Raw genomic sequence first — 22310 nt, forward strand, 5'->3', positions numbered from 1 at the left:
GACCGGCTGGCCGGTTTGGCCAGACGCCCGTCAGGGAGGCATCATGAACCCGGGATTGAGAAAGGTGGGCGGCTGGCTCTACCGGCGCGCCGAGAACGCCATCGCCATCGCAATCGGCGCCATGTTCGCCGCGTTTCTGCTGCAGGTTGCTTTTCGCTACCTTCTCAACTGGCCGACCGGCTGGAGCAACGAGCTCACCGTCGTACTCTGGATCTGGGTTGTGCTGTTCGGCGCAGCGTTCGTCGTTCGTGAAGAAGAGGAAATCCGTTTTGATCTCCTCTACGCCACAGTCGGTCCGGACATCAGGCGGGTAATGACGCTTGCCTTCGCAATCGCTCTCGTCGCGCTCTATGGCTGGTCCTTTCCGGCCGTCTTCAGCTACGTGACCTTCATGAAGGTCGAGAGCACCGCCTACCTCAAGATACGCTTCGACTGGCTGTTCTCGATCTATCTCGTCTTCGTGGTCGCCGTGATCGCCCGTTACCTGTGGCTGGCGTGGCGTGCTCTGCGCGGCGAAGCACCGGCGGAATTTGACCCCACGAAAGCGAGTTCGGGCGTATGAATCTCGCGAGTCCCTTTTCGCTGTCAGTCGTTGCGATCACAGCGCTGGCCCTGCTTGGCCTGCCGATCGGTCACTCGATGATCGCCGGGTCGATTCTCTATCTCTGGCTTGCAGGGCTCGACATGGGCACGTCGGCCGAGCAGCTCCTCAACGGGCTCTACACAAGCTATATTCTGCTTGCCGTACCGATGTTCATTCTCGCCGCGGAGTTGATGAACGCCGGGACAATGACCGACCGGCTGCTGCAATTCTGCAATGCCGTTGTCGGCCGTTTCCGCGGCGGCCTGGCGCAGGTCAACGTGCTGCAGTCGATCATCTTCGCCGGCATGTCCGGCTCGGCCATCGCCGACGCCGCGGGCACCGGCAAGATGATGCAGCAACTCATGACCAAGGATGGCAAGTACCCGGCGAGCTATGCCGCTGCGCTGACAGCCGTCACCTCCGTCATCGGCCCGATCATTCCTCCGTCGATTCCGCTGGTCATCTATGCGCTGATCTCGGATGCATCCATCGGCTACCTCTTCATTGCGGGTATCGTGCCGGGCCTTCTTCTCGCCCTGTCGCAGATGATCATCGTCGCCATCGACGCGCGCCGGAAGAACTTTCCGGTCGAGAAGCCGGTGCCGCTCAGGGAATTTCCGGGGATCACCTTGCGCGCATTTCCGGCGCTGATGCTGCCGGTCGTTCTGCTGGTCGGCATAAGGGGCGGCGTGATGACCCCGACCGAGGCCGCGGCGGTCGCCGCCGGCTACGCGCTGCTCATCTCGGTCGCGATCTATCGCAGCGTGACGCCGGGCCAACTCTACCATGCGCTTCTCAACAGCGCCCGCACCACGGCCTCGATCGGCATGCTCATCGCCGGCGCCCTGGTGTTCAACTACGTTGTCACGGTTGAGAACATTCCGCAGTCCCTGTCGGTGATCCTGAAGTCCTGGGATCTTTCGCCGATGGGTTTCCTGATCCTGGTCAACATCCTGCTGCTGATCCTAGGCTGCGTGCTGGAGGGCACGACTATCCTGCTGGTAATCGTACCGGTGCTGATTCCGACTGCGCAGGCGCTCGGTGTCGACATGGTGCATTTCGGCGTAATGGTCGTCGTCAACATCATGCTCGGGCTCGTCACCCCGCCCTACGGGTTGCTGCTGTTCATCATGACCCGCATCGCAGAGGTGCCGCTGCGCGACCTGGTGCACGATGTAATGCCGTTTCTCTACGCCATGATTGCCGCCCTGATGCTGATCACCTTCTTCCCATCGCTGGTGCTGTGGCTGCCGCGCCTGCTGGGCTATCAAGGATAGGACCATGACCAAGCCAATCTTCGTTCTCAACGGCCCCAATCTCAACCGGCTCGGCATGCGCGAGCCGGAGATCTATGGGCGGACGACACTCGCAGAAATCGAGCGGATGTGCCGTGACGCCGCCGGCGACCATCCGGTCCGTTTTCACCAGTCGAACATTGAGGGCGAAATCGTCAACTGGGTGCATGAGGCGATCGACGACGGCGCGGGCATTCTGATCAATCCCGCGGGTTTGAGTTTTGTTTCGATCCCGGTGCTCGATGCGCTCAAAATGTTTCCGGGCCCGATCGTCGAACTGCATATCTCGAACATCCATCGCCGCGAGGAGATCTATCATCGGTCGCTGGTATCGAAGGTCGCCACCGGCGTGGTCGCGGGGCTCGGCGCCGCGGGCTATCCGCTCGCGATCCGCTGGCTCATGGACCAGATAGACGGATAGTTTATCGCCATGCCTGAACCCTGTATCATCGCTGTTGCGATCACCGGCTCGCTGCCGCGCAAGGAAGACAATCCTGCGGTGCCGATCAGCGTGGCCGAACAGATCGAGTCGACCCAGGAAGCCTTTGAAGCAGGTGCGTCGCTGGTGCACATCCACGTGCGCAATGACGATCAGAGTTCATCGTCTGAACCAACGCGCTTCGCTGCCGTTCAGGCGGGGGTGCGTAGGCACTGCCCCGGCATGATCGTCCAGTTTTCGACCGGCGGGCGCGGTCGTGATCCTGCCGCGCGTGGCTCGGCGCTATATCTGAAGCCGGACATGGCCTCGCTCTCGACCGGTTCGGTCAACTTCCCATCCATCGTCTACGAGAACCATCCCGCCCTGATCGGTGATCTCGCAACCGCGATGAAGGCAAATGGCGTGCTGCCGGAGATCGAGATCTTCGACCTCTCGCACCTTCACGCTGCCAGGCGGCTGGCCGACGCGGGACTTTTGGGTGAGCGACCGCACATCCAGTTTGTCATGGGCGTGCAAAACGCACTGCCTGCGGAGGAGAGATTGCTCGATGTGCTCCTCAGGGAAGCGAAACTCCTGTTTCCACAGTCCACCTGGACAGCGGCCGGAATAGGACGCAACCAGACGATCGTAATGGAATGGGCGTTGGCGCGCGCAGCAGACGCAGTTCGCACCGGACTTGAGGATAATATCAGGATCACCAGGGAACGCCTGGCGCGCAGCAACGCCGAGCTTGTCGAACGCGCGGCGGCCTCAGTCGAGAAGTTTGGCCGGCGTGTGGCCACCGTCAACGAGGCGCGCCAAACGCTTGGTCTGGCGTCAGGATCGTAATTCCTGGGCCGCAACTTCGCGCCCCGCTGTCAGACCTGTTGCGCCTTGGCAACGTCCTCATCGATCCTTCAAGCGTTGCGGCTTCGGCGGCAGGTGAGGGCGGAGCCACATCATGGATGGAAAAACCGCCCCGGAATCTGGTCCGGCTGGAAGGGGACTGGGAGGCTGGATCGGATCGACTTCTTTCTCGATGGAGTCGGTTTCGACACACGGCTTGCAACTTTCACCCGCAATAGCCTGACGAGTGGGCCTCACGGCTCGCCCAGCACATCGGCGGCCCAGGCCCGCTCAAACCTGGCTTCGGCCTCGCGCTGGACGTTTCGAACGCTGGCGATATCAGCGGCTTCGTATTCGCAGATCATGCGCAGCCGGTCGGATGACCAGTAGCTACGGATCCAGCGGACATCGTAGAGGTCGAGGCACGGCGCCATCCGCGCCTCCACCGCGTCGAGTTCTTGCTGGGTGAACGGGGCTTCAAAAGACCGCTCGACGATTATGCGAGGCATGGTGCTCTCCTGTTCGATGGCTCGTTCAAGTCTGAAGGCCCGGCGTGGGTGCGGCCGTTGGAACGCGGCGCGCCGGTTCGGGAGGATGGCGCAAAACTGCTCGCGCCCTCGCGCTGAAATCCTCAAGCGCGATCGACGCCCGGCAATCGTCGTCGATTTCCGGTGCCGAAGAACTGTTCGCGGCCGCGCTGAGCAGGGCCTTGGCAATGGCGATCTCGCAGCGCCGGCGGATTTTTGCGGCGACTGTCAGCGCCTCGCTGGCGTGGAGCCGGACTTGCTCCATTCGGCCGGCACGACAATAAAAACTTGCGGCGCTGTTGAGAGCGTAAGCCAGGTAGGACTTGTCGTCGGCGGCACGAAGCCGCGCCAAGGCGCTCTCCAGCGCCTCGTCGGCTGCATCATCCGCCGTCATGAGGGCAGCAAGCGCCTGCAGGGCATCGACGAAAGGCGTCTCCTCGCCAATCCGTGCGGCAACCGACCGCAGCTCCTCGCAGCGGGCGTGCATGTCGGCATATCGTGCCATTTCGAAATGAAGCGTCGCCAGCCAAGTCAGGCATTTGTACTCGCGCCAGCGGTCTTCGCTTCGGCGCGCCAGGGCAAGAGAGCGAGCAAGATACACGGCGGCTTGAGCCTGCCGACCGTCCCATCGCTCCAGCAGCCCGCTAGCCCAATGCAGTTCGCACAACTCTGTACCAAGCGACTGCGCGATATCGCCGGCCTCCGCGATCAATTCGCGCGCGCGAGCGATTTCTGTCTCCAGCTCAAGCAGGCAGCGAGCCGTGTTGGCGAGCTGATGCGCCTGAATCTTGCGGTCAGCGTTGCGCCCTATCTCGGCCGCACGAAGCGTGCTGGCCTCGGCCTGCTCTATTTGTCCGGCCTGCTGATGGAGAATGGAAAGCAGATAGTGCCCTGTCGCCGCGGCAGCCTGCAGCCCTTGTTCCTCCGCTGCGGTGGTCGCGTCGGCGATCGCGTCTTCGATGGGAGGAAGTGATCGCAATCCGGGACCAGTCGCGGCAAGAACGCGGATCTTGAGCAGCGCAATCCGGGAAACCAGCTTCTCCGGCGCTTCCGGCAGCCGCGCGACATGCCGTAGCCCTCGCTCGGCCAAGCCGGCGGCCTCGGCATTGGCGAAGAGCCGAAGGGCCCGCTCGCCGGCGACGATGCAAGCTCGTGCGGCCATCTCGTCATCCTCGGCGAGCACGGCGTGATGAACGAAATCGGCTGCGGCGTCACCGCCGCGCTCCGCCGCCGGTCGAAGCGCGCGCGCGATATGTCGATGCAACAGCTTGCGCCTGGGATGGGACAAGCTGCGGTAGGTGACTTGCCGGACGAGGTCGTGGGTGAAGTCATAGGCGTCGCCGCCTGCCGGCCGCACCAGCCCGCGCCGCTCAAGCTCCCCCAGTGCCATCAGCAGCCCGGCAGCATCAAACGGCGCCAAGGGCGCGAGATCCTCCGGTGTGAAGGTGCGGCCATGCGCTGCAGCCCAGACCAGCGTTTCGCGCACCTGGTCGGTCAGCCCAGCCAGTTGTCCTTCTATCAGGGCCTTCACGGTACGGCCGGGGCCGGGATCCCCGCGCAGGTGAGCGCGGGCAAGTTCGAGCGCAAACAGCGGATTGCCATCGCTCGCGGCGATGATTTGAGCTGCGTCCAGAGCCGGGTCGAGCCGCCGGACCAGCTCTGCCGTGTGCTCGGCGCTCAACGTATCGAGCTCGATCTCCGTCAGTCGGCCATCGCGGACGAGCGAGCGCAGCACCCGTGATACCGCGATATTGTCTTCGATTTCTCCAGAACGCGCTGCGCAGGCGATGACAAGACCGGGGCTGCCTCCGTCCGGCGAGCAACATAGTGAAGCAGCGACGCGGACGCGTCGTCGATCCACTGGACGTCGTCGAGGGCAATACCCACCGGCGCGTCGGCGGCGAGCCCGTGAAACACGTCGACAATGGCGTCGAACAGCTGAGTGCGATCCCCGATCCCGCCTTCGCCGCCTCCAAGCTCGGGGAGCAGCGGGCCGAGAAGCGAAGGCAATCCATTGCGCGGTCGCTGCCGCTGGACCGAGCGCAGAAGATCGATCCAGATGCCATAGGATCGTGCCGTCTCGGCTTCGAATGCGCGCGCCGTGAAGGCGCGCCCGCCGGCAGCGGCCATCCGTTCGCTGAAATAGCCGAGCATGTGGCTCTTGCCGATGCCGGGCTCCCCAGTCACGAGGATGACATCCGGGCCGCCGTCGGCTGCCATCCCGACGAGGCGATCGATGCTTGTGCGCTCGGCGTCGCGCCCAACCATGGGCCCGGAAGCCGCTGGCCGCGGAGCGTCGTCCGGGGTTCCCCTGGCTGCACCGGAAGGTGCGGCTCGGGCACCTGCGATTGGGCTCGGTCGCAGCACCTGCCTCGCCGCCTTCAGTTCCTCGCCTGGCGGCGCGCCAAGCTCGGCTTCGAATGTGCGATGCGCCCGCTCGTAATGAACGAGCGCGTCGTTGGTCCGGCCCATCTTCCCAAGCAGCCGGACCACCGCAGCATGACCGGCTTCGGATAGCGGGTCGGCCGCAACAAATGCGTAGGCATAGGGCAGGGCATCCGTCGGGACGTCTTCCAGTCGCGCGATAAGCGCGGCGAGAACCCTGAACCGGAGCTGGCTCATCGCCTCCCGCTCCGCTATGCACCATTCCTGGTAACGGTAGCAGAGCGGCAGATCGAGCCCGTCGAGGAACTCGCCTCCAAACAGCGCCACAGTCTCGGTCAGCACCTTGGTGGTCGCGGCGGAGACGCTGCTTGCGGCAAGCGAACGCACGACCGCATGGTCGACCAGCGCATCGCCAAGTTCGATGCCGACCCGCTCACGATCCGCCACGAGCCGAGCTCTGCTGCCGTCGCCGAGCAGCGCGCGGATCTTGCTGAGGCTCCAGCGCAACTCGGCGCGCGGATCGTCCGGTCCGTCCCAGAACAGATTGCAGAGCCGTTCACGCCGGTGCACCTGACCGGTGGCAATGAGATAGCCAAGAAGCGCGCGCGTTTTGCGGGAGGCGGGCAAAGCGAGGGCCTTCCCGTCGACGCCGACAAGCTGGAGCTCGCCGAGCAGACGTACCCGGAGCGGGATAGGACGTTGCATTCCTGGCCTGCCTGCGCTGCCTCGAGATAATTCGACGCCGGTTTCCACGGGCGCTTCCACGATTGTCGGCAAGTTTAGCCGTGAACACGGTCTTGCGAAACAGCCTTGAGGAGCCAGCCGATGACAACCGCGGCAAAACCATTCAATGGGGCCCAATCTGGGAAGGCATCCCGCGATCGACGGCAGTCCCTGCGAGATGATTGTCGCCGCGAAGCCACCATCAACAAAGCGATCGAAGCCGCTGATGTGGCGCCACACTGGTCGTCTTTCCCCAAGCAATGGATACCGGGATATCCGACTGGGGTGTGAAGGCTGGGGGGACTGAACATGAGATCATTCGCACCCGCCATCGCATTGGCGATTGCAGAAGCTGCTGCCTTCGCTGAAAGCCGGCGGCTATGTCTTCGTGTTACGGCACACCGACACCGACAGGACTGCTCACAAGAAACCATTGCAGCTGAGGGGAACGTGAATTGGGAGTAGAGGAAACCGCCATGCAAGCAAAAATTGCCGTCGTTCAGAAGCCGCCGGTTTTTCTCGATCGCGAGGCGACCATCGCCAGAGCCGTCGAGGCGATCGACGAAGCCGCCGATGCCGGCGCCACCCTGGTGATCTTCCCTGAAGCCTGGATACCCGGATATCCGAGGTGGGTCTGGCGGCTGAAGCCCGGCACGGACATGGCGTTGTCAAGCGAGCTTCACGCCAGGCTGCGCAGCAACGCCGTCGACATCGAGCGAGATGACCTTGAGCCTCTGCAGCAGGCCGCCAGCCAGCGTGCGGTGACGATTGTCGTCGGTGTGAACGAGATCGATAGCCGATTCTCGGGCACAACGCTGTTTAATACCGTGGTCGTGATTGGACCGGACGGCACGCTCCAAAACCGACATCGCAAGTTGATGCCGACCAACCCCGAGCGGATGGTCTGGGGGACGGGCGACGCGAGCGGCCTGAGAGTTGTCGACACGCCGGTCGCCTGGGGTGCCTGATCTGCTGGGAAAGCTATATGCCGCTGGCGCGCTACGCTCTCTACGCCCAGAACATCGAGATTCTCGTCAATCCGACGTGGGACAATGGTGAACTCTGCCTCGCCACATTGCGTCACATCGCCCGTGAGGGTGGATGCTGGGTCATCGGCACCGCGACGGCAATGCAGGGCAGCGATCTGCCGGCCGACTTTCCCGATCGCGACCGACTGTTCAAGGCCGAAGAGTGGATCAACGACGGCGACGCCGTCGTCGTGAAGCCGGGCGGCGCAATCGCGGCCGGACCGCTGAACCGCGACAAGGGAATCCTGTTCGCCGAAATTGATCGGGAGGCGGTCGGCCGCGCCCGGCGGTCGCTCGACGTCGCCGGGCACTATTCCCGGTCGGATATTTTCTCGCTGTCGATCAGCCGGAAACCGCTTACACCCGTTGTGTTCACCGACTGAGCCGAGAGGGGCTGACGATCGCACCGGCGGTGGGCGGAAGCCGGGAGCCGGAATGTCGTGGAGAGCGTCCCATGACGCCGTCCAGTTAGCCGGGCGGCATGACGCTTCGCTCGTCTGCCCTGCCTGGCTCAACGCGGTCGCCGCAGCATCGGGACTTGCGTCGGCGATGACCCGACCTGGATCGCGCCGAGCGGTTCGAAGCCGTGGCGCTGGTAGAACGGAATGTTGCGCGGGTTCGAGGATTCCAGATAGGCGGGCGCGTGATCGCGATCGCACTGCGCGAGCGCGTACGCCATCAAGGCGTCGCCGTGACCTTCGCCCTGATGCGCCGGGTCGACGCCGATCGCGGGCAAGTACCAATGCGGTTCGGTCGGGTGGTACTTGGCCATCTGCTCGAATATAGCGGCGACTTCAGGGGCAAGAGAGGGCGCAACCGTGCTCTCGACAAGCGCACCAAGCCCTTCCTCGTCGGGATGCACACCGGGCGACAGCCACAGCGCCGTCCCGACATAGCCATCGGTGCAAAAGCCGCTTCCGTTTGAGAATGCCCTGGCCCCGAACGCGCGGACCAGTCGCGGCATGGCCGCGAGGTACTGGTGTGCATGCGGCCAGGTCCATCGCGCCATGGGATCCGCTGCAAACGCCAGCACGATTGTTCCGATCGCCGGATCTTCATCGGCCGCGGCCATGACTCTCACTGTCGGCGATTTCATGCTGCCTCCAAGCGACGCAAATGGTTCGACGAGGCGCCCGCGCGCCCAACGGGCGCCGCAACAAGCGGGCAGGAGTCCATGATCAGACAGTCCATCGGAAACCTGCCCCACATCTGGCTACCATGTTTCGCCTCCGGCGTTAAGTTTATCTCCTGGGGCAACAAGTTGTTTCGAGAAACGGAAAGGAAACCCGAGGAAGGAGACAGCAGCGATGACCAAACACAAGACCGGAACACGCGAGGAATGGCTCGGAGCGCGGCTCGCACTGCTCGAGGCGGAGAAACGGCTCATGCGGCAGAGCGACGAGCTGGCGCGACAGCGATAGGAGCTGCCGTGGGTTCGGATCGACAAGGAGTATCTGCTGGAGACCGAGGAGGGCAGCGCCTCGCTCGCCGACCTTTTCCAGGGGCGCTCGCAACTCTTGGTCTATTATTTCATGTTCGGCTACGGATACCGGCTCACCGATGAGCGCCAAGGATGCACCGGATGCTCGTTGATCGCCGATCACTTCGACTGCGTCATCCCCCATTTGAACGGCCGCGACATTACCCTCGTTTGCGAATCGATCGCCCCGTTGCAGGAGATCCAGGACTACAAGCAGCAAATGGGTTGGCGCTTCCCGTGGGTTTCGTCGCTCAGGAGCGATTTCAAATACGACTTCGGCGCCGCCTTCACCGAAGAGCAGCAGAGAGACGGCGCCAACTACAACTACCAGCATGTCGACAGGGCCGAGCCGCAGAAGGAGGGAATGAGCGTCTTTGCGCTCCAGGACGGTGCCGTCTACCACACCTACTCCACCTACGCCCGTGGCACCGAGGCGTTTATGGGGGTCTACCGTTTCCTCGACCTGGCTCCGTGGGGAAGGAACGAGAACGGGCTCGAGTTCCCCCAGGCGTGGTGGCGCCGTCATGACGAGTACGGCAATGGCTGAGCGCTGGTGTCATGGGCACAACCGCGAATTACGGTGACAGTGCACTGTTTTCGTTTCTGCCGTGCCTTCGATCCGTAATGCCGCGGTGGGCGTGCGCGTCCGCCCTGCCGCCGGGCCGGTTAGCCCTGCGGCATCTTCTCGAAGGTCTTCAGCGCGGTATCCATCTTGTCCCAGGGGAGAGCCCGGCTGCCGTAGGTGACAACGGTCGGATTGAAGCGGCTCGGATCGTCGAGGCTTGCGGCATGGACCGTGATCGGCTCCGGCATGGCGGTGTACGTCAGGTAAACCGGAGTTCCGCAGACCGGGCAGAAGGAATGGATTTTGACATTTCCGTTGTCCGCCGCGACACGCCAGTCCCTCGTCGTGCCGGTGATGGCCACGTCCGCCCGCGACGCAAACGTCAGATAGGATCCATGACCGGTGCCGCTTCTTTTCTGGCAATCGTGGCATTGGCAGTGGTTTTCGAAGATCGGGGCTGCCTTTGCCTCGTAGCGGACCGCGCCGCACGCGCATCCGCCGGTGTAGAGAGTGCTCATCTGCTCGGTCCTTTGTTCTGGGTCAGGCCGCCAGTTCGGACGCGCGCGGCCTGGCGAAGACATCGATCGCCTGACCCGTTTCGAGGAAGGATTTCAGGCTGGAGAGGACGATCGGCCAACCCTTTTTGATGCCGTTCGCCATGCCGCTGCCGGCTTCGAGGTCGTCATGGCTGACGGTCAGCCGGACCATGGCCTCGTATTCCTCGAGCTCGAAGGTCACCCGGCTGTAGCTCGCCGGATCGGACGCCTGCGAAGCGTTTGCCCAGGTGATGACGAGACGGGTCGGCGGCGACACCTCGACGACCTTGCCGACGAGCTCGACGGTCCGTTCGTCATTAGCGCGGATGTGCTGCCAGCTCGAGCCGGGCTTCCAGTCGGAGACGTTCTCGTGGCCCCAGTAGCGCCGTGCGAGGTCCGGTTCGGTTATGGCCTCGAACACCTTTCCCGGTGTCGAGACAATATAGGTCGTGTAAGTAAAGCTGATCGTTTCCCTGGTCATTGCTACGCTCCTTTTGTTTCGCGAGCATAGGTAGATGGGGAAACCGGGTTCGTGTGAGTGACAATCTTGTCGCGAATTGCATCTGATATGAAAATGAGATGAAAAAGGTTGACGCATGACGCGCTGGCAGCTTGCTCATGGACGGCATCTCGATCTTGGCGCGCAATCGTTGCTGATGGGGATTTTGAACGTCACGCCGGACAGTTTTTCCGACGGCGGAGAATTCGACCGGCCGGAGCGGGCGCTGCAGCAGGCGCGGCGCATGATCGGCGAGGGCGCGGCGATCATCGATGTCGGCGGCGAATCCACCCGGCCCGGCGCCGGCGCCGTTTCTGCGCGCGAGGAACAATCGCGCATCCTGCCGGTCATCGAGGCGCTGTCGTCCGACGGCGACAGCCTGGTTTCAGTCGACACCTACAGGGCCGAGACGGCGCGGCTGGCGGTCGCCGCAGGCGCGCATATCGTCAACGACGTGCATGGACTGCAGCGCGAACCCGACATCGCGCAGGTCGCGGCGGAAACCGGCGCCGGCCTCGTCATCATGCACACCGGGCGCGACCGCGAAAAACTGGCGGATGTGATCGCCGACCAGTTCCTGTTCCTGAACAGATCGCTGGAGATCGCGCGCGACGCCGGCATCGCGGACGAGCGGATCGTGCTCGACCCCGGCTTCGCCTTCGCCAAGGACGGCGAGGAAAACCTCGAGCTCATGGCTCGCTTCGGTGAGTTGCGCGCGCTCGGTTTTCCATTGCTCGTCGGCACGTCACGCAAGCGCCTTGCCCGTCACCTGGTCGGCGGAAGTGACGAGGGGCGAGACGTCGGCACAGCGGCAACAAGCGTCATCCTGCGGCTGAAGGGCGCTTCGATCTTTCGCGTGCACAACATTGCCGTCAATCGCGACGCACTGGCATTCGCCGACGCGGTGCGCGAGCGCGAGACCGGGGAAGAGATCAGGCGGGCTCGGTGACGACGCCGATCCGCCGGTAGACGAATTGTTCGTCGTTCGAAGGAACTGCCGCAGCACGCTGGGCTTCGTCGATCAGCATGGCCATGCGCGCATGGATCGGCGATTTCGCACAAGCCGGATCCGTCGCGGCGGCGTCGCCGGCGATCGCCATCGCCTGGCAGCGGCAGCCGCCCCAGTCGATCTCACGCCGTTCGCAGCTGCGACAGGGCTGCTGCATCCAGTCGGTGCCGCGAAAGGCGTTGAATGCCGGCGAATCGGTCCAGATTTCGGCCATGCTGCGCGGTCCGAAACGCTCAAAACTGAGCGACGGGATGGTCTGTGCGGCATGGCACGGCAGCACGGTGCCGTCCGGCGCCACCATGAACGCGTCGCGCGCCCAGCCGCCCATGCACGGCTTGGGATAGATGGCGAAATAATCCGGCGTGACGAAATCGATGTTCATGATGCCGGTGAGCCGTTCGCGCGCCGCCGCGACGATCTCCGCCTGACGGTCGACCGCAGCACGCTCGGGCATCAGTTGATCGCGATTGGTCAGCGCCCAGCCGGCATACTGCACGTTGGCGATCTCAAGCCGCTCCGCGCCGAGCGAGAGCGCCAGGTCGATGAATTCCGGCACTTCCTCGATGTTGTGGCGATGGATCGGCGCGTTGATGGTAAGCGGCAGGCCGGCTGCGCGGGCGCGGCGTGCCGTCTCCAGCTTCTTTTCGTGGCCGCCTTTGTGATTGCCGATGCGGTCGGTGGTCGCCGGCCGTGCGCCTTGAAAACTCAGTTGCAGATGGTCGAGCCCGGCTTCGGCAAACGCCTCGATGCGGCCTTCGGCGATGCCGACGCCGGCGGTGATCAGGTTGGTGTAGACGCCGCGCGCCGAAAGCCCGGCGATCAATTGCTCGAGGTCGCGGCGCAGCGTCGGTTCACCGCCGGACAGATGCACCTGGAGAACGCCGAGATCGGCGGCCTGCGAGAACAGGTCGAGCCAGGTCTGTGTATCGAGTTCGCGATTGGCCTTCAGCAATTCGAGCGGATTGGAGCAATACGGGCATTGCAGCGGGCAGCGATGCGTCAGTTCCGCCAGCATGCCGATCGGAGGGAGAAGGGGCTCGCTCATAGTTTTACCAGCAGCTTGTCCGACCATTCCTGCAGGAAGGCGACGACGTCGGCAGCCACCGCCTCCTGTTCGGCGTCATAATCCGCGGCAAGCTCGGCGATGATGTGGCCGACCGTGGACCGCCCGTCGCAGCGGCGCAATATGTCGAGGCTGATGTCGTTCGGCCAAAACACCTTTTCCGGCGAGAGCACGGCGAACGCCTGCCGCACGGGATCGTACTGTATGCGCACGTGCTTCGGCAGCGACGGCACCGATCGCGGTGAAACCAAAGCTCTTTCGCGCAGCGCCATCATTGGGCTGGCTCCGGACGGAAGGCGCCGGGCGGGATGTTTCCCGGCTCGCCATAGGCGTGTTGAAGCGCGTCGAGCATGGCCCACAGTATATCGCATTTGAACACCAGCGCATCGATCGCCTGCTGCTGGCGTTCCGCCGTGTCGGCATGGCCGAGCACGTAGGCGAGGGCGAAGTCGGCGTCGCGCGAGGCCTGTTCGGGCCGTCGGCTGAAATAGGCCAGCGTATCCTCGGTGATGTAATCGTATTTGGCCAGCATCGCCGGAACCCGTTCGCCGATGATGAGCGGCGAGAACATCTCGGTCAGCGACGAGGCGACCGCCTCGAACAGCGTCCGGTTCGTGCAAAAGGCAAGGTAGGCGCCGACCGCGAAACGTGTCGCCGGCAGCGCCAGCCTTTCGCTCTTCACGTCATCGGCATCGAGGCCGAGCGAGGTCGCCAGGTGCAGCCAGCGCGCGATGCCGCCGCTCCAGCCGTCCTCGCCGTCATGGTCCTCGATGCGTTTGCGCCAGGCGGCGCGAAACGCCGGATCCTCAGCATGTGCGAGGATCATGGCATCCTTGCGCGGGATGACGGCCTGGTAGCAATAGCGGTTCAGCGCCCAGGCCTGCATCTCGGTCCTCGACAGCGCACCGCTGGTCATCCTGTGATGGAAAGGATGGCGGTTGTGATAGCGCTCGGCGCCGACCTGCCGCAGCACGGCTTCGAGCTCGCTGGAGGACAGGCCGTTCTTGGCCGCGTCGTGGAAATCGCTCAAAATTCCATCTCCATACCGTCGCGGGCGACTTCCCAGCCAGCCGCTTTGACCGCTGCGTGTTCGGCGGAATTCTCGTCCAGAACCGGATTGGTGTTGTTGATGTGGACGAAGACACGGCGGCCGATCCTCAACGCGGCCAGGCCGGCGATCGACCCATCGTCGCCCGACATTGCCAGATGCCCCATGCGCGCACCGGTCTTTTGGCCGACACCGGCGGCAATCATCTCGTCGTCGGTGTAGACCGTGCCATCGAACAGGACACAGGCGGCATCGGCCACACGCGTGCGCAGGGCCGCATCGATGCGCGCGCAACCCGGGATATAGAAGACGGAGCCGCGGCTGCCGGCACCGCCGATACGGACGCCGATCGTGTCGCCGGCGTCGGAACTGAAATTGGCTTCCGGCCGGCTTCTTTCCTCGAGATAGAGGGCTATCTTGCCGGGCACGGGAAAACTCTCGACAGTCACGCCGGTGTCGTGGCCGTCTGCGTCGCAGATCGCCAGTTCTTCGGCCGGCGGCAAGATGCGTCGCGGCACGAGCGCCGGATCGAGGACATTGAAGATCGAATTCGCCTCCAGCGTCGCCAGCACCTGTGTCGTTGCGTAGATGGCGAAGGGCTGCCGCTCACGCAGGCTGAGCAGGCCGGCGACATGATCGACATCGGCATTGGTCAGCACCACCGCGCGGATGGGCGTCGAACGCAACGGCGCATCCTGCGCGGGCTGCAATTCAGGCGTCTGCGCAATCTGCTGGCGAATATCGGGCGAGGCGTTGAAGAGAACCCAGCCGGCCCCATCCACTGAGGCGGCGATGCTTGATTGGGTTCGCGAATGCACGCCAGCCATCCCGGTGCGAGCCGCGCGGCTCAGGCGATAGTTGCAATTCCACTGCGGAAAGCCGCCGCCTGCCGCCGAGCCGATGATCTTCAAGCGCATTGCAATGCCCGCTCTGCGGCTTATTCAACCAACAGCAAATCTTCGACCGCCAATGGCTTCGCGCCCGCATTGAACGCGTCAAAGCCTTTCACCAAGACCTCGCGCGGCAAGACAGTGCGTGTCCCCGTTGCCGGGGACACGCACCTCTGCGGCCTACTTCTTGGGAGTAATTTCAGCAGGCAGATACCGCGAAATCTCGAAGCCCGCAGCAACCTGGCACATGGTCGGTTTTGTCCAGCTCTTCTTCATGGCATATCTCCTCTTCTACCAGCCCGAAGGGGCCGATCCTTTTCTCAGTCAACCATTGCTGGGCACCATTGCAATGGCTCGTCCATCAGCTCTCAAAATGGACAAATGAAACGGCAGGTTCTGAAAAGTCCAAAAACAAAGACGATCGAAAATAACAATGCTCATGCTCAATTGCTAATCACATAAGGCTTCCTTTCCTCCAGCGGAAGGTTGGCACCTTCCCATCCATCGGCGCCGGGCGGATACCAGATCACCGAACTGTAGCCCCATTCGATGGCCCGTTTCGCGGCATTCCACGACATCCAGCAATTCGTCATGCAATAGAACAGAATGGCACGCGACTTGTCGGGACCGGCTTCGGCCGCGAGGCCCTGGCGAAAATAGTTGGCGGTCTCCTCGGAGATAGCACCGTAACCGACATTGGCCAGCCAGGTGCTGCCTGGGATGTCCTTCCTGATCTTGGCTCTCCAAATTGTTCCTGCCGGCAAATTAGCCGGCTTCGGCGTGTTCGGCATGACGTCGAAAAAGACGGCCTTCTTCTCCCGCCACAGCGCCTCCGCCTCCGCCGTCGTCACGACCTTCGCGCCCTGCAGCGTCTGCGGCACCGGCGCCCGGTATTCGCCCATCCGGTAGCCGCCGGGCTCGGCGATATCGCCAGCCCACATCGGTTCGGTCAGACCCAGGAGGCCCGCAGCGACCAGCAAAATCGTCTCCTTTCCCTTCATACCGGTATCGTCCCCTCCTACCGGCATCGTCATTGCGTGATCGGATTATCGTGTTCGTCGATCAGCGGCACATCGTAATCCAGCAGGATCCTGGTGATCTCCGCCTGGTTTTCCCTGATCACCCGGTTGAGTGTCCGCTTCCATTCCTGGTCGGATGGACGCACGCCCATGGTGATGCGGTATGACATGCGCGAGCCGGTTTTCTCCTTCACCAGCGGAACGATCGTGAGATCGGCGCCGAGTTGCTTGGCATAGTAGCCGGCCATCGGTCCCCACATGACCGCCGCATCGATCTTGCCGGCGAGCATGTCCTTGATCATGACCTCCCCCATGGAGGGGGTGAGGCGGGTATCCACCGCCAGCGGATAGATCTTTGCCGTTCGCATGAGCTTGTTGGCGGCCATGTTGGCAGTCGGCGGTGTGCTTTCGACGACGCCGATCCTCTTGCCGGTGAGTTTCGGATCCTCGATGGTCTCGACGCCTTCCATGCCGTTGCCCTTCGGGTGCACCAGCACATAGGACGAGCGATAGTAGGCGTTGGTGTTCTGCACCAGTTCATCGCCCTGGGCATAGCCCATGATGATGTCGCATCGGTTGGAGGCCAGCGTGTTGCGCACGAAGCCGGCGACAAGAGGAAACCATGTATAGGCGACGGACTTTCGGCCGGTTTTCGCGGCAACCAGTTCGGCCAGCCTGTTCTCGAAGCCTTCGCCGCTCTCGTCGGTGAACGGCATGTTCGAAGGATCGGCGCAGACGCGCAGAATGTCCGGGTCGACCAGTTCGCCCGCGGCACCAAGGCCGGCGTCCTGCGCCTGGGCGTTCGCAGGCAGCAAGGCGAGTGCGCCGAGCATCGGCAGGACAAAACACAGCTTCAACGCGTCACGGCCAATCATATCATCCACCCATGCAGGATGCTTCGGCATCCTTCGCTGCCTGTGGCTTGTCTGCTTTCTTCGGCGGCCTGCCGCGCGGCGCCGCACCGTCGGCGCGGGCACGCAGATAGACGTAGAGGTCATCCATGTAGCAATAGACGTTTTTGTTGTCGCCAAAGGCAGGCATGACATTTTCCTTGCCGCCGCCGACATTCTTGCGGCCCTCGGCGACGATCGAGATAAAGGTCGCGTAATCCATTGTTTTCAGGCTGTTGAGCAGGGCCGGCGCATAGCTCGAACCGGTGCCGTCCGGTCCGTGACAGACATGGCAATCGGAGTGATACCGGCGGTAACCGCTGAACGTGTACCAGTCGACGGCTCCGTTTTCGATCTTGAAGGTCGGATTTCCCTCCGCGTCGAAATGCTTGCCGCCTTCTTCCGTCACTGCCTTGGCTTTTTCAGCGCTGTCCTGGGCATGCGCGAGGCTTGAACTTGCCAGAGGCAGCGCCAGGGCGAGAGCGGAAATTACAATGCGAACGGACATTTAGTTACTTCCTTGATTTCTTGATTTCGCCTGCACACGGTTTTGCTGTCGTGAAGCGGCATGGATCGATGTGGGTGCGCGGCGAAATTGAGAGCCCGGTCCTGGCTTCCCGGTGATCCGGGCTCTCGCTTTTCAAGCCTTGGTCTTCTCAAAAAACCGAGGCGTGCCTATGGTTCCCGTGTTTCAGTCCGGGAGACCGAAGACGGTGAGCTGGCCGCCCAGCGTCGTGTAGTCGGCAAGTGCTGCGTAGCCACCGACCGCGCCCAGACCAGCAGTCCCAACGACCGCAGCCTCGTCGCCTTGCGCACGGCCCTGATCGACGGCGCCATGCCAGGCAGCGGCGTTGTCGGGCGAAAGCAGTCCGCCTGCCAGACCGATACCGGCCCATCCACCGACGCCGGACAGAACGGCGATATACTGCTTGCCGCCATGCTCGTAGGCCGTGATGTTGCCGATGATGCCGGACGGGGTCTTGAACTTGTAGAGTTCATTGCCGTCATGATCGACTGCCTTGATGTAGCCCTCGAGCGTGCCGTAGAAGACGACGTCGCCGTCGGTCGCCAGCGCGCCCGACCAGACCGAGAACTTCTCGGGCTTGGACCAGACGATCTCGCCCTTGGCAGCATCCCAGGCAATGAAGTTGCCCATGTGGTCGGCTCCAGCGGGAGGATACATCGACACGGTGGCGCCCACGTAAGGCTGACCGGCGGTGTAGCTCACCTTGTAGGGCTCATAGTCCATGCAGACATGGTTTGTCGGCACGTAGAACAGACCGGTCTTCGGCGAATAGGTCGCCGGTTGCTGGTCCTTGGTTCCAAGCGCGGCCGGGCAGATGCCCGTCGAGTTGGTGTCTTCGCCGTTCTGCTGGGTCGAATATTTGGCGACCACCTGCGGGCGGCCGTACTGGTCGCTGCTGGGGTCCATGTTGACTTCCGTCGCCCAGTTCACTGCCGGATCGTATTTCTTGGCGACGAGAAGCTCGCCATTGGCGCGATCCATGGTGTAGGCAAAGCCATTGCGGTCGAAGTGCACCAGCACATCGCGCTTGGCGCCCTTGATGTCCATGCCGTCGACAAGGATCATCTCGTTGACGCCGTCATAATCCCACTCGTCATGCGGGGTCATCTGGTAGAGCCACTTGGCCATCCCGGTATCCGCATCGCGAGCCATGATCGTCATCGACCAGCGATTGTCGCCTGGCCTCTGGACCGGGTTCCAGGTCGATGGATTGCCGGTGCCGTAGTAGATCAGGTTAAGCTTGGGATCATAGGCGTACCATCCCCAAGTCGTGCCGCCACCGGTCTTCCACTGCTCGCCTTCCCAGGTGTTCGTGCCCGAGTCCGCGCCGACTGGTTTGCCGAGATGGGTGGTCTTTTCCGAATCGATCAGGGTTTCTGCATCGGGTCCCGTCGAATAGGCCCGCCAGGCAAGCTTGCCATCCGAAAGGTTGTAGGCCGAGAGGTGGCCGCGAACACCATATTCGGCGCCAGAGATGCCGACGATAACCTTGTCCTTGACGACCACAGGCGCCGACGTGCCGGATTCGCCCTTTCCGCCGTCGATCTGATCGCCGTTCTTGACCGTCCAGACGACTTTGCCGGACTTGGCATCGAGCGCCACGACGGTGGTGTCGGCCTGGTTGAGGATGATCTTGCCGTCACCATAGGCAACGCCACGGTTGACCGTGTCGCAGCACATGATGCCAATAACATTCGGGTCTTGCTTGGGCTCGTATTTCCAGAGGATCTTTCCGTCATTCTTGAGATCGAGAGCATAGACGGTGTTCGGGAACGGCGCGTGGACATACATCACATCGCCGATGACCAGCGGCCCGCCTTCATGGCCGCGCAGCACGCCAGTGGAGAATGTCCACTTGACCTGCAGGTTCTTCACATTGTCCTTGGTGATCTGGTTGAGCTTGGAAAAGCGGGTGTTGGCGTAGTCACCCGTCTGCATCACCCAGTCCTTGGGATTCTCGGCCATTTTCATCAGTTCTTCATTGGCCGACGTCATGTGGACCGCGCCGAACGACATGAGCGCCGCGGTCGTTAGTAGATAGGCAGTTTTCGCTAATACACGCATCAAAGTCCTCCCAGGGTGCACAATGACGAATCGTCCGTTGAGCCCACCAGGGCTTGCCCAAGCGATTCATGTGGGGGAAGTATTTCCGGCAGCGTGTCACGACCTAAGCCGAATGAGCAGAGGGCACCGTTACTGCCCATCCCACCTGGCCTACGAAAGACTGTCGCCGCTCCCTAATTGACGGTGACGCCCTTGAAGCCGGAAACAGGATGAAGCTATGTCATCCCCAGAAGGAAGGCAAGAAAAATCACTTCCATCTATGTTGCACTGCAATATAGAGAAATAGATATGAAAAAATCCGGACTGAAAGCTATTGATCGACTGTGGATGAAGCGCGATTTATATAAGTGGCTAAATTTTACGTATTTTTTGGGCAAAATGTATTGATTTTTATTTGGGAATATTCGCTGGACCGTATGGTTTTAAGTATGCGCGCGTCGCTCCCTATGGCGATAGTGGAGGAGACCTGAAATCAAGCTCAGCACCAGGATTCGGAGCCGATGTTCGTGCTGTCGGGGAGGACTTTTGCCGGCCGGGACGGCCCTGTCCTTTGGTACTATATGGCCTGCATGAGAACTTGACTGGCGTGGCGGCGCGAGGCCAACTGGTGCGGTGATCCGTCTCGATCCAGCGGGCTCGATCTGTCACGTTCCGGGCCAATCGGAGGTTCCCCATGATCAGATATGTCGGCTTTTCGAGCTTGCCGCTGTTGCTCACGTCGGCCCTGGCCTTCGCCAATCCGGCCGGCGCCGCCTCGGATTATCCGACGGTGACGGTTGTCGACTATGTGCTCGGTTGCATGCAGACGAATGGCCAGACACGTCAGGCGCTGGAGAGCTGTTCCTGCTCGATCGACGTCATCGCCTCGATCCTTCCATTCGAGGATTATGAAAGGGCCGAGACCTTCAAGAGCATGTCCCTGACGACAGGGGAGCGTTCGGGACTGTTCCGCGAAAGCGCGCCGGCAAAAGCCGCAAGCACGGGACTGAAGCGCGCGCAGGCGGAAGCCGACGTGCGCTGCTTTTAGACGCTGTGTAAGACCGCCGACGGCGGCTGCATACGGTTTCGAGGGTTCAAAGCCCTGTAGCCTCCAGCGGCCATTGATTGCGAAATACCTTGCCGTCCGTATCGATCGCTTCGACCTGGATCTGGCCAGTGCCGTGCGCGGTGAAATCGAACCGGAAATTGGGATCTTCCGAAATCGATATCCCCCCTTCCATCGACAGGATCAGCCGGTCTGCCTGCGAGACCGACAGTTTCTGAACGAAATGCGCGGGGATGAAATACTGGGTCAAGGGGTTGCGCTGCAGGCCCGAATTGTTCGGGTGGCGAATCATCAGCTGCAATTCCTGCGCCTTTGTCATCGTCTCTTGCGGCGGGAATTGGCGCAGCTTCATCTGCCCCATCGTTGCCATCGCTTCGTCCTGGTTCTTGAGCGCCGGGGCGGAGCATCCGCCTGACGCCTTGACGAAGGTCTGGGCCATGTGAAGCTCGCCGCTCTGCGTCTCTGCTACGGCACGCAGATAGGAATAGTCGTCGACGCGCACGCGCGTCGACAGATGTGTCACGCCGGCGTCCTTGCCGATCTCGAACGTCGCCGCCACCGGCGCTGGATTGACGTCGATGATCAAGGTGACGGATTTGATGCCGGCGGGCGCCTTGGCCGGGTCGATATAGATGTCGACGGGCACGATGGCGGCATCCTGCGCCCGCTTCGGCGCCTCGATCCTGACGACGCCGCTATCGACCAGAATCGCCTGATCGCCGAACACGTCGCCTTTCAGATCCTGCCAAATCCGGTCCGAAGAGGCGGTTGTTTGCTGGGCGTTGGCGGCTCCGAAGGCGCCAAAGAGCGCGCCGATGGCCAGGATGATCGCGGCGAAGATGGCTGCGAGCGGCAAGCCGAGCTGCCGGCTCCGGTAAGCGTGGTTCTGCATTTCGATGCCTCCACCAATGTCAGAGAGGTGGTGCCCAGGCCGATGTCGAGGATAGACCCTTGACGATGCGTTTGGCAAATCGATCCACAGCGCTTGTCGCTGTGACCTATTCCCATTCGAGTTCGGCAAAGGCGGCTGTTGCATTGCGCTCGTTGTAGTCGTCGAACAGATGCCAATTGCCCCGTTCGCTTGCGCCGGCGGTCTTGACGGCGTCGCGGAGCGGCATCCCGTCGGCGATCGCCTTGCGAATATCGCGCGCCAGAATTTCGAAATAGCGCCGCTCTCCCGTCAGCGCCGCCGGCCAGTCGGCCGGCACCGGGCCATGACCCGGCACGACGCGCGTGGCGCCAATCGCGGCGAGCGCATCCATCTGGCGGAGCCAGCCGAGCAGCGATCCGTCGAGCGTCGGCAAGGAACCGATGAAAACCAGATCGCCGGCAAACAGCGTGCGGGTCGCGCTGTCGAAGACGGTCAGGTCGTTGTCGGTGTGAGCCGCCTTCCATGCCTGCAATTCGAGCACGCGTCCGCCAAGGTCGAGCTGCAGGCGATCGTCGACCAGCGTCGTCGGCGGTATGATCTCGATCCCTTCGATGAGCGCGTCGCCGATCTGTTCGCGAAAGCTCTGCAGGTAGAAGGCGCCGCGCGCCTCGAGGGCGCGCGGCAGATTGTGGTGGCCGACGATGGTGGCGCCGATCTGCCGGAACGCCGCGTTGCCGAAGACATGGTCGGGGTGCATGTGGGTGTTGATCAGGTAGCGGACCGGCCTGGCGCTTATCTTGCCGATCGCGGCGATGAGGGCGTTCGCCTCGATCAGGCTGCCGCCACTGTCGATGACGGCGACGGCGTGGGCGCCCCCCCCCCCCCCCCGGGGGGGGGGGCCCGCCCCCCGCCCCTCCGGGGGGGGCCGGGCCCCCCGCCCCCCCCCCCGCCCCCCCCCACCCCCCCCCCCCCGGCCCCCCCCCAACCCCCCCCCCGGTAC

General features: G+C 62.7%; 23 protein-coding genes and 2 pseudogenes. 9 read left to right on the plus strand and 16 right to left on the minus strand.

The window, feature by feature from the left end:
• Positions 1-43: 43 nt before the first annotated feature.
• The 4 genes from AC0L2K_RS14520 to AC0L2K_RS14535 are packed head-to-tail and all read left to right on the plus strand — an operon-like array spanning position 44 to position 3145.
• Complete coding sequence (locus tag AC0L2K_RS14520) at positions 44-562, plus strand: TRAP transporter small permease (protein WP_091595709.1); 519 nt, start codon at positions 44-46, stop codon at positions 560-562.
• Positions 559-1860 (plus strand): TRAP transporter large permease, encoded by a 1302-nt coding sequence (locus tag AC0L2K_RS14525; RefSeq protein ID WP_287171254.1) that lies wholly within the window; start codon positions 559-561, stop codon positions 1858-1860. The genes AC0L2K_RS14520 and AC0L2K_RS14525 overlap by 4 nt, the downstream gene beginning before the upstream one ends.
• Positions 1861-1864: 4 nt before the next feature.
• Entirely contained in the window at positions 1865-2299 is a 435-nt protein-coding gene (locus tag AC0L2K_RS14530; protein ID WP_473531658.1) for a type II 3-dehydroquinate dehydratase, read from the plus strand.
• A gap of 9 nt (positions 2300-2308) precedes the next feature.
• The gene (locus AC0L2K_RS14535; RefSeq protein ID WP_128246273.1) at positions 2309-3145 is read left to right on the plus strand and encodes a 3-oxoadipate:acetyl-CoA acetyltransferase; all 837 of its coding nucleotides are present in this window, start codon (positions 2309-2311) and stop codon (positions 3143-3145) included.
• A gap of 251 nt (positions 3146-3396) precedes the next feature.
• Here the strand turns inward: AC0L2K_RS14535 and AC0L2K_RS14540 are convergent, their stop codons facing one another.
• The 3 genes from AC0L2K_RS14540 to AC0L2K_RS14550 are packed head-to-tail and all read right to left on the minus strand — an operon-like array spanning position 3397 to position 6759.
• The gene (locus tag AC0L2K_RS14540) at positions 3397-3651 is read right to left on the minus strand and encodes a nickel-binding protein (RefSeq protein WP_287174752.1); all 255 of its coding nucleotides are present in this window, start codon (positions 3649-3651) and stop codon (positions 3397-3399) included.
• Between the two features lie 25 nt (positions 3652-3676).
• Positions 3677-5404, minus strand: a complete 1728-nt coding sequence (locus AC0L2K_RS14545; protein WP_473531659.1) for an ATP-binding protein — start codon at positions 5402-5404, stop codon at positions 3677-3679.
• Complete coding sequence (locus AC0L2K_RS14550; RefSeq protein WP_473531660.1) at positions 5371-6759, minus strand: AAA family ATPase; 1389 nt, start codon at positions 6757-6759, stop codon at positions 5371-5373. The genes AC0L2K_RS14545 and AC0L2K_RS14550 overlap by 34 nt, the downstream gene beginning before the upstream one ends.
• A 494-nt stretch (positions 6760-7253) precedes the next feature.
• Here AC0L2K_RS14550 and AC0L2K_RS14555 point away from each other — a divergent pair.
• Positions 7254-8188, plus strand: a pseudogene (locus AC0L2K_RS14555) (carbon-nitrogen hydrolase family protein).
• Positions 8189-8316: 128 nt separating this feature from the next.
• Here AC0L2K_RS14555 and AC0L2K_RS14560 read toward each other — a convergent pair.
• Positions 8317-8901: a GNAT family N-acetyltransferase gene (locus AC0L2K_RS14560; protein WP_287237902.1), complete on the minus strand. Its 585-nt coding sequence runs from the start codon at positions 8899-8901 to the stop codon at positions 8317-8319.
• Positions 8902-9112: 211 nt separating this feature from the next.
• Between AC0L2K_RS14560 and AC0L2K_RS14565 the strand changes: the two are divergent.
• Positions 9113-9832, plus strand: a pseudogene (locus AC0L2K_RS14565) (DUF899 domain-containing protein).
• A 119-nt stretch (positions 9833-9951) separates the two neighbouring features.
• Here the strand turns inward: AC0L2K_RS14565 and AC0L2K_RS14570 are convergent.
• Positions 9952-10368, minus strand: a complete 417-nt coding sequence (locus AC0L2K_RS14570; protein ID WP_128180880.1) for a GFA family protein — start codon at positions 10366-10368, stop codon at positions 9952-9954.
• 22 nt (positions 10369-10390) lie between these two features.
• Positions 10391-10867: an SRPBCC family protein gene (locus tag AC0L2K_RS14575; RefSeq protein WP_128166383.1), complete on the minus strand. Its 477-nt coding sequence runs from the start codon at positions 10865-10867 to the stop codon at positions 10391-10393.
• A gap of 115 nt (positions 10868-10982) precedes the next feature.
• On the opposite strand from AC0L2K_RS14575, the gene folP reads away from it, so the two are divergent.
• A complete protein-coding gene (folP, locus tag AC0L2K_RS14580) occupies positions 10983-11834 on the plus strand; it encodes a dihydropteroate synthase (RefSeq protein WP_128166385.1) in 852 nt (283 codons plus the stop codon).
• Here the strand turns inward: folP and pqqE are convergent.
• From pqqE to pqqB, 4 genes are read right to left on the minus strand one after another with little or no spacing between them, the layout of a single operon-like run.
• On the minus strand, positions 11818-12939 hold the full coding sequence (pqqE, locus tag AC0L2K_RS14585) for a pyrroloquinoline quinone biosynthesis protein PqqE (RefSeq protein ID WP_128166387.1): 1122 nt from the start codon (positions 12937-12939) through the stop codon (positions 11818-11820). The genes folP and pqqE overlap by 17 nt on opposite strands.
• Positions 12936-13232, minus strand: coding sequence for a pyrroloquinoline quinone biosynthesis peptide chaperone PqqD (gene pqqD, locus AC0L2K_RS14590; protein WP_128166389.1), 297 nt, complete (start codon positions 13230-13232; stop codon positions 12936-12938). The genes pqqE and pqqD overlap by 4 nt, the downstream gene beginning before the upstream one ends.
• Positions 13229-13987, minus strand: a complete 759-nt coding sequence (gene pqqC / locus AC0L2K_RS14595; RefSeq protein WP_128166391.1) for a pyrroloquinoline-quinone synthase PqqC — start codon at positions 13985-13987, stop codon at positions 13229-13231. The genes pqqD and pqqC overlap by 4 nt, the downstream gene beginning before the upstream one ends.
• Positions 13984-14922 carry a pyrroloquinoline quinone biosynthesis protein PqqB gene (pqqB, locus tag AC0L2K_RS14600; RefSeq protein ID WP_128166393.1) on the minus strand — a complete coding sequence of 313 codons (939 nt, stop codon included), beginning with the start codon at positions 14920-14922 and terminating at the stop codon, positions 13984-13986. Before pqqB ends, pqqC begins: the two co-directional genes overlap by 4 nt.
• A 220-nt stretch (positions 14923-15142) precedes the next feature.
• On the opposite strand from pqqB, the gene AC0L2K_RS14605 reads away from it, so the two are divergent.
• Positions 15143-15280, plus strand: coding sequence for a hypothetical protein (locus tag AC0L2K_RS14605; protein ID WP_023797673.1), 138 nt, complete (start codon positions 15143-15145; stop codon positions 15278-15280).
• 58 nt (positions 15281-15338) lie between these two features.
• Here the strand turns inward: AC0L2K_RS14605 and AC0L2K_RS14610 are convergent, their stop codons facing one another.
• The 4 genes from AC0L2K_RS14610 to AC0L2K_RS14625 form a co-directional block, all read right to left on the minus strand.
• Positions 15339-15896 (minus strand): PQQ-dependent catabolism-associated CXXCW motif protein, encoded by a 558-nt coding sequence (locus AC0L2K_RS14610; RefSeq protein WP_287219662.1) that lies wholly within the window; start codon positions 15894-15896, stop codon positions 15339-15341.
• Between the two features lie 29 nt (positions 15897-15925).
• On the minus strand, positions 15926-16789 hold the full coding sequence (locus AC0L2K_RS14615) for a quinoprotein dehydrogenase-associated putative ABC transporter substrate-binding protein (protein ID WP_287219661.1): 864 nt from the start codon (positions 16787-16789) through the stop codon (positions 15926-15928).
• A 1-nt stretch (position 16790) separates the two neighbouring features.
• A complete protein-coding gene (locus AC0L2K_RS14620) occupies positions 16791-17312 on the minus strand; it encodes a c-type cytochrome, methanol metabolism-related (protein ID WP_023797676.1) in 522 nt (173 codons plus the stop codon).
• 183 nt (positions 17313-17495) lie between these two features.
• The gene (locus AC0L2K_RS14625) at positions 17496-19394 is read right to left on the minus strand and encodes a methanol/ethanol family PQQ-dependent dehydrogenase (protein ID WP_027151294.1); all 1899 of its coding nucleotides are present in this window, start codon (positions 19392-19394) and stop codon (positions 17496-17498) included.
• Between the two features lie 673 nt (positions 19395-20067).
• On the opposite strand from AC0L2K_RS14625, the gene AC0L2K_RS14630 reads away from it, so the two are divergent.
• Entirely contained in the window at positions 20068-20421 is a 354-nt protein-coding gene (locus AC0L2K_RS14630) for a hypothetical protein (RefSeq protein ID WP_128166403.1), read from the plus strand.
• 46 nt (positions 20422-20467) lie between these two features.
• Here the strand turns inward: AC0L2K_RS14630 and AC0L2K_RS14635 are convergent, their stop codons facing one another.
• A complete protein-coding gene (locus AC0L2K_RS14635; protein WP_473531661.1) occupies positions 20468-21331 on the minus strand; it encodes a quinoprotein dehydrogenase-associated SoxYZ-like carrier in 864 nt (287 codons plus the stop codon).
• A 106-nt stretch (positions 21332-21437) separates the two neighbouring features.
• Positions 21438-22295, minus strand: a complete 858-nt coding sequence (locus AC0L2K_RS14640; protein ID WP_473531709.1) for a quinoprotein relay system zinc metallohydrolase 2 — start codon at positions 22293-22295, stop codon at positions 21438-21440.
• Between the last annotated feature and the right edge of the window lie 15 nt (positions 22296-22310).

The organism is Mesorhizobium sp. WSM4817 (genome assembly GCF_055811135.1).

Coding starts and splice junctions, on each gene's coding strand:
- AC0L2K_RS14520 (WP_091595709.1), top strand. CDS start 44: ATGAACCCGGGATTGAGAAAGGTGGGCGGCTGGCTCTACCGGCGCGCC.
- AC0L2K_RS14525 (WP_287171254.1), top strand. CDS start 559: ATGAATCTCGCGAGTCCCTTTTCGCTGTCAGTCGTTGCGATCACAGCG.
- AC0L2K_RS14530 (WP_473531658.1), top strand. CDS start 1,865: ATGACCAAGCCAATCTTCGTTCTCAACGGCCCCAATCTCAACCGGCTC.
- AC0L2K_RS14535 (WP_128246273.1), top strand. CDS start 2,309: ATGCCTGAACCCTGTATCATCGCTGTTGCGATCACCGGCTCGCTGCCG.
- AC0L2K_RS14540 (WP_287174752.1), bottom strand. CDS start 3,651: ATGCCTCGCATAATCGTCGAGCGGTCTTTTGAAGCCCCGTTCACCCAG.
- AC0L2K_RS14550 (WP_473531660.1), bottom strand. CDS start 6,759: ATGCAACGTCCTATCCCGCTCCGGGTACGTCTGCTCGGCGAGCTCCAG.
- AC0L2K_RS14560 (WP_287237902.1), bottom strand. CDS start 8,901: ATGAAATCGCCGACAGTGAGAGTCATGGCCGCGGCCGATGAAGATCCG.
- AC0L2K_RS14570 (WP_128180880.1), bottom strand. CDS start 10,368: ATGAGCACTCTCTACACCGGCGGATGCGCGTGCGGCGCGGTCCGCTAC.
- AC0L2K_RS14575 (WP_128166383.1), bottom strand. CDS start 10,867: ATGACCAGGGAAACGATCAGCTTTACTTACACGACCTATATTGTCTCG.
- folP (WP_128166385.1), top strand. CDS start 10,983: ATGACGCGCTGGCAGCTTGCTCATGGACGGCATCTCGATCTTGGCGCG.
- pqqE (WP_128166387.1), bottom strand. CDS start 12,939: ATGAGCGAGCCCCTTCTCCCTCCGATCGGCATGCTGGCGGAACTGACG.
- pqqD (WP_128166389.1), bottom strand. CDS start 13,232: ATGATGGCGCTGCGCGAAAGAGCTTTGGTTTCACCGCGATCGGTGCCG.
- pqqB (WP_128166393.1), bottom strand. CDS start 14,922: ATGCGCTTGAAGATCATCGGCTCGGCGGCAGGCGGCGGCTTTCCGCAG.
- AC0L2K_RS14605 (WP_023797673.1), top strand. CDS start 15,143: ATGGTCGGTTTTGTCCAGCTCTTCTTCATGGCATATCTCCTCTTCTAC.
- AC0L2K_RS14610 (WP_287219662.1), bottom strand. CDS start 15,896: ATGAAGGGAAAGGAGACGATTTTGCTGGTCGCTGCGGGCCTCCTGGGT.
- AC0L2K_RS14615 (WP_287219661.1), bottom strand. CDS start 16,789: ATGATTGGCCGTGACGCGTTGAAGCTGTGTTTTGTCCTGCCGATGCTC.
- AC0L2K_RS14620 (WP_023797676.1), bottom strand. CDS start 17,312: ATGTCCGTTCGCATTGTAATTTCCGCTCTCGCCCTGGCGCTGCCTCTG.
- AC0L2K_RS14625 (WP_027151294.1), bottom strand. CDS start 19,394: ATGCGTGTATTAGCGAAAACTGCCTATCTACTAACGACCGCGGCGCTC.
- AC0L2K_RS14630 (WP_128166403.1), top strand. CDS start 20,068: ATGATCAGATATGTCGGCTTTTCGAGCTTGCCGCTGTTGCTCACGTCG.
- AC0L2K_RS14635 (WP_473531661.1), bottom strand. CDS start 21,331: ATGCAGAACCACGCTTACCGGAGCCGGCAGCTCGGCTTGCCGCTCGCA.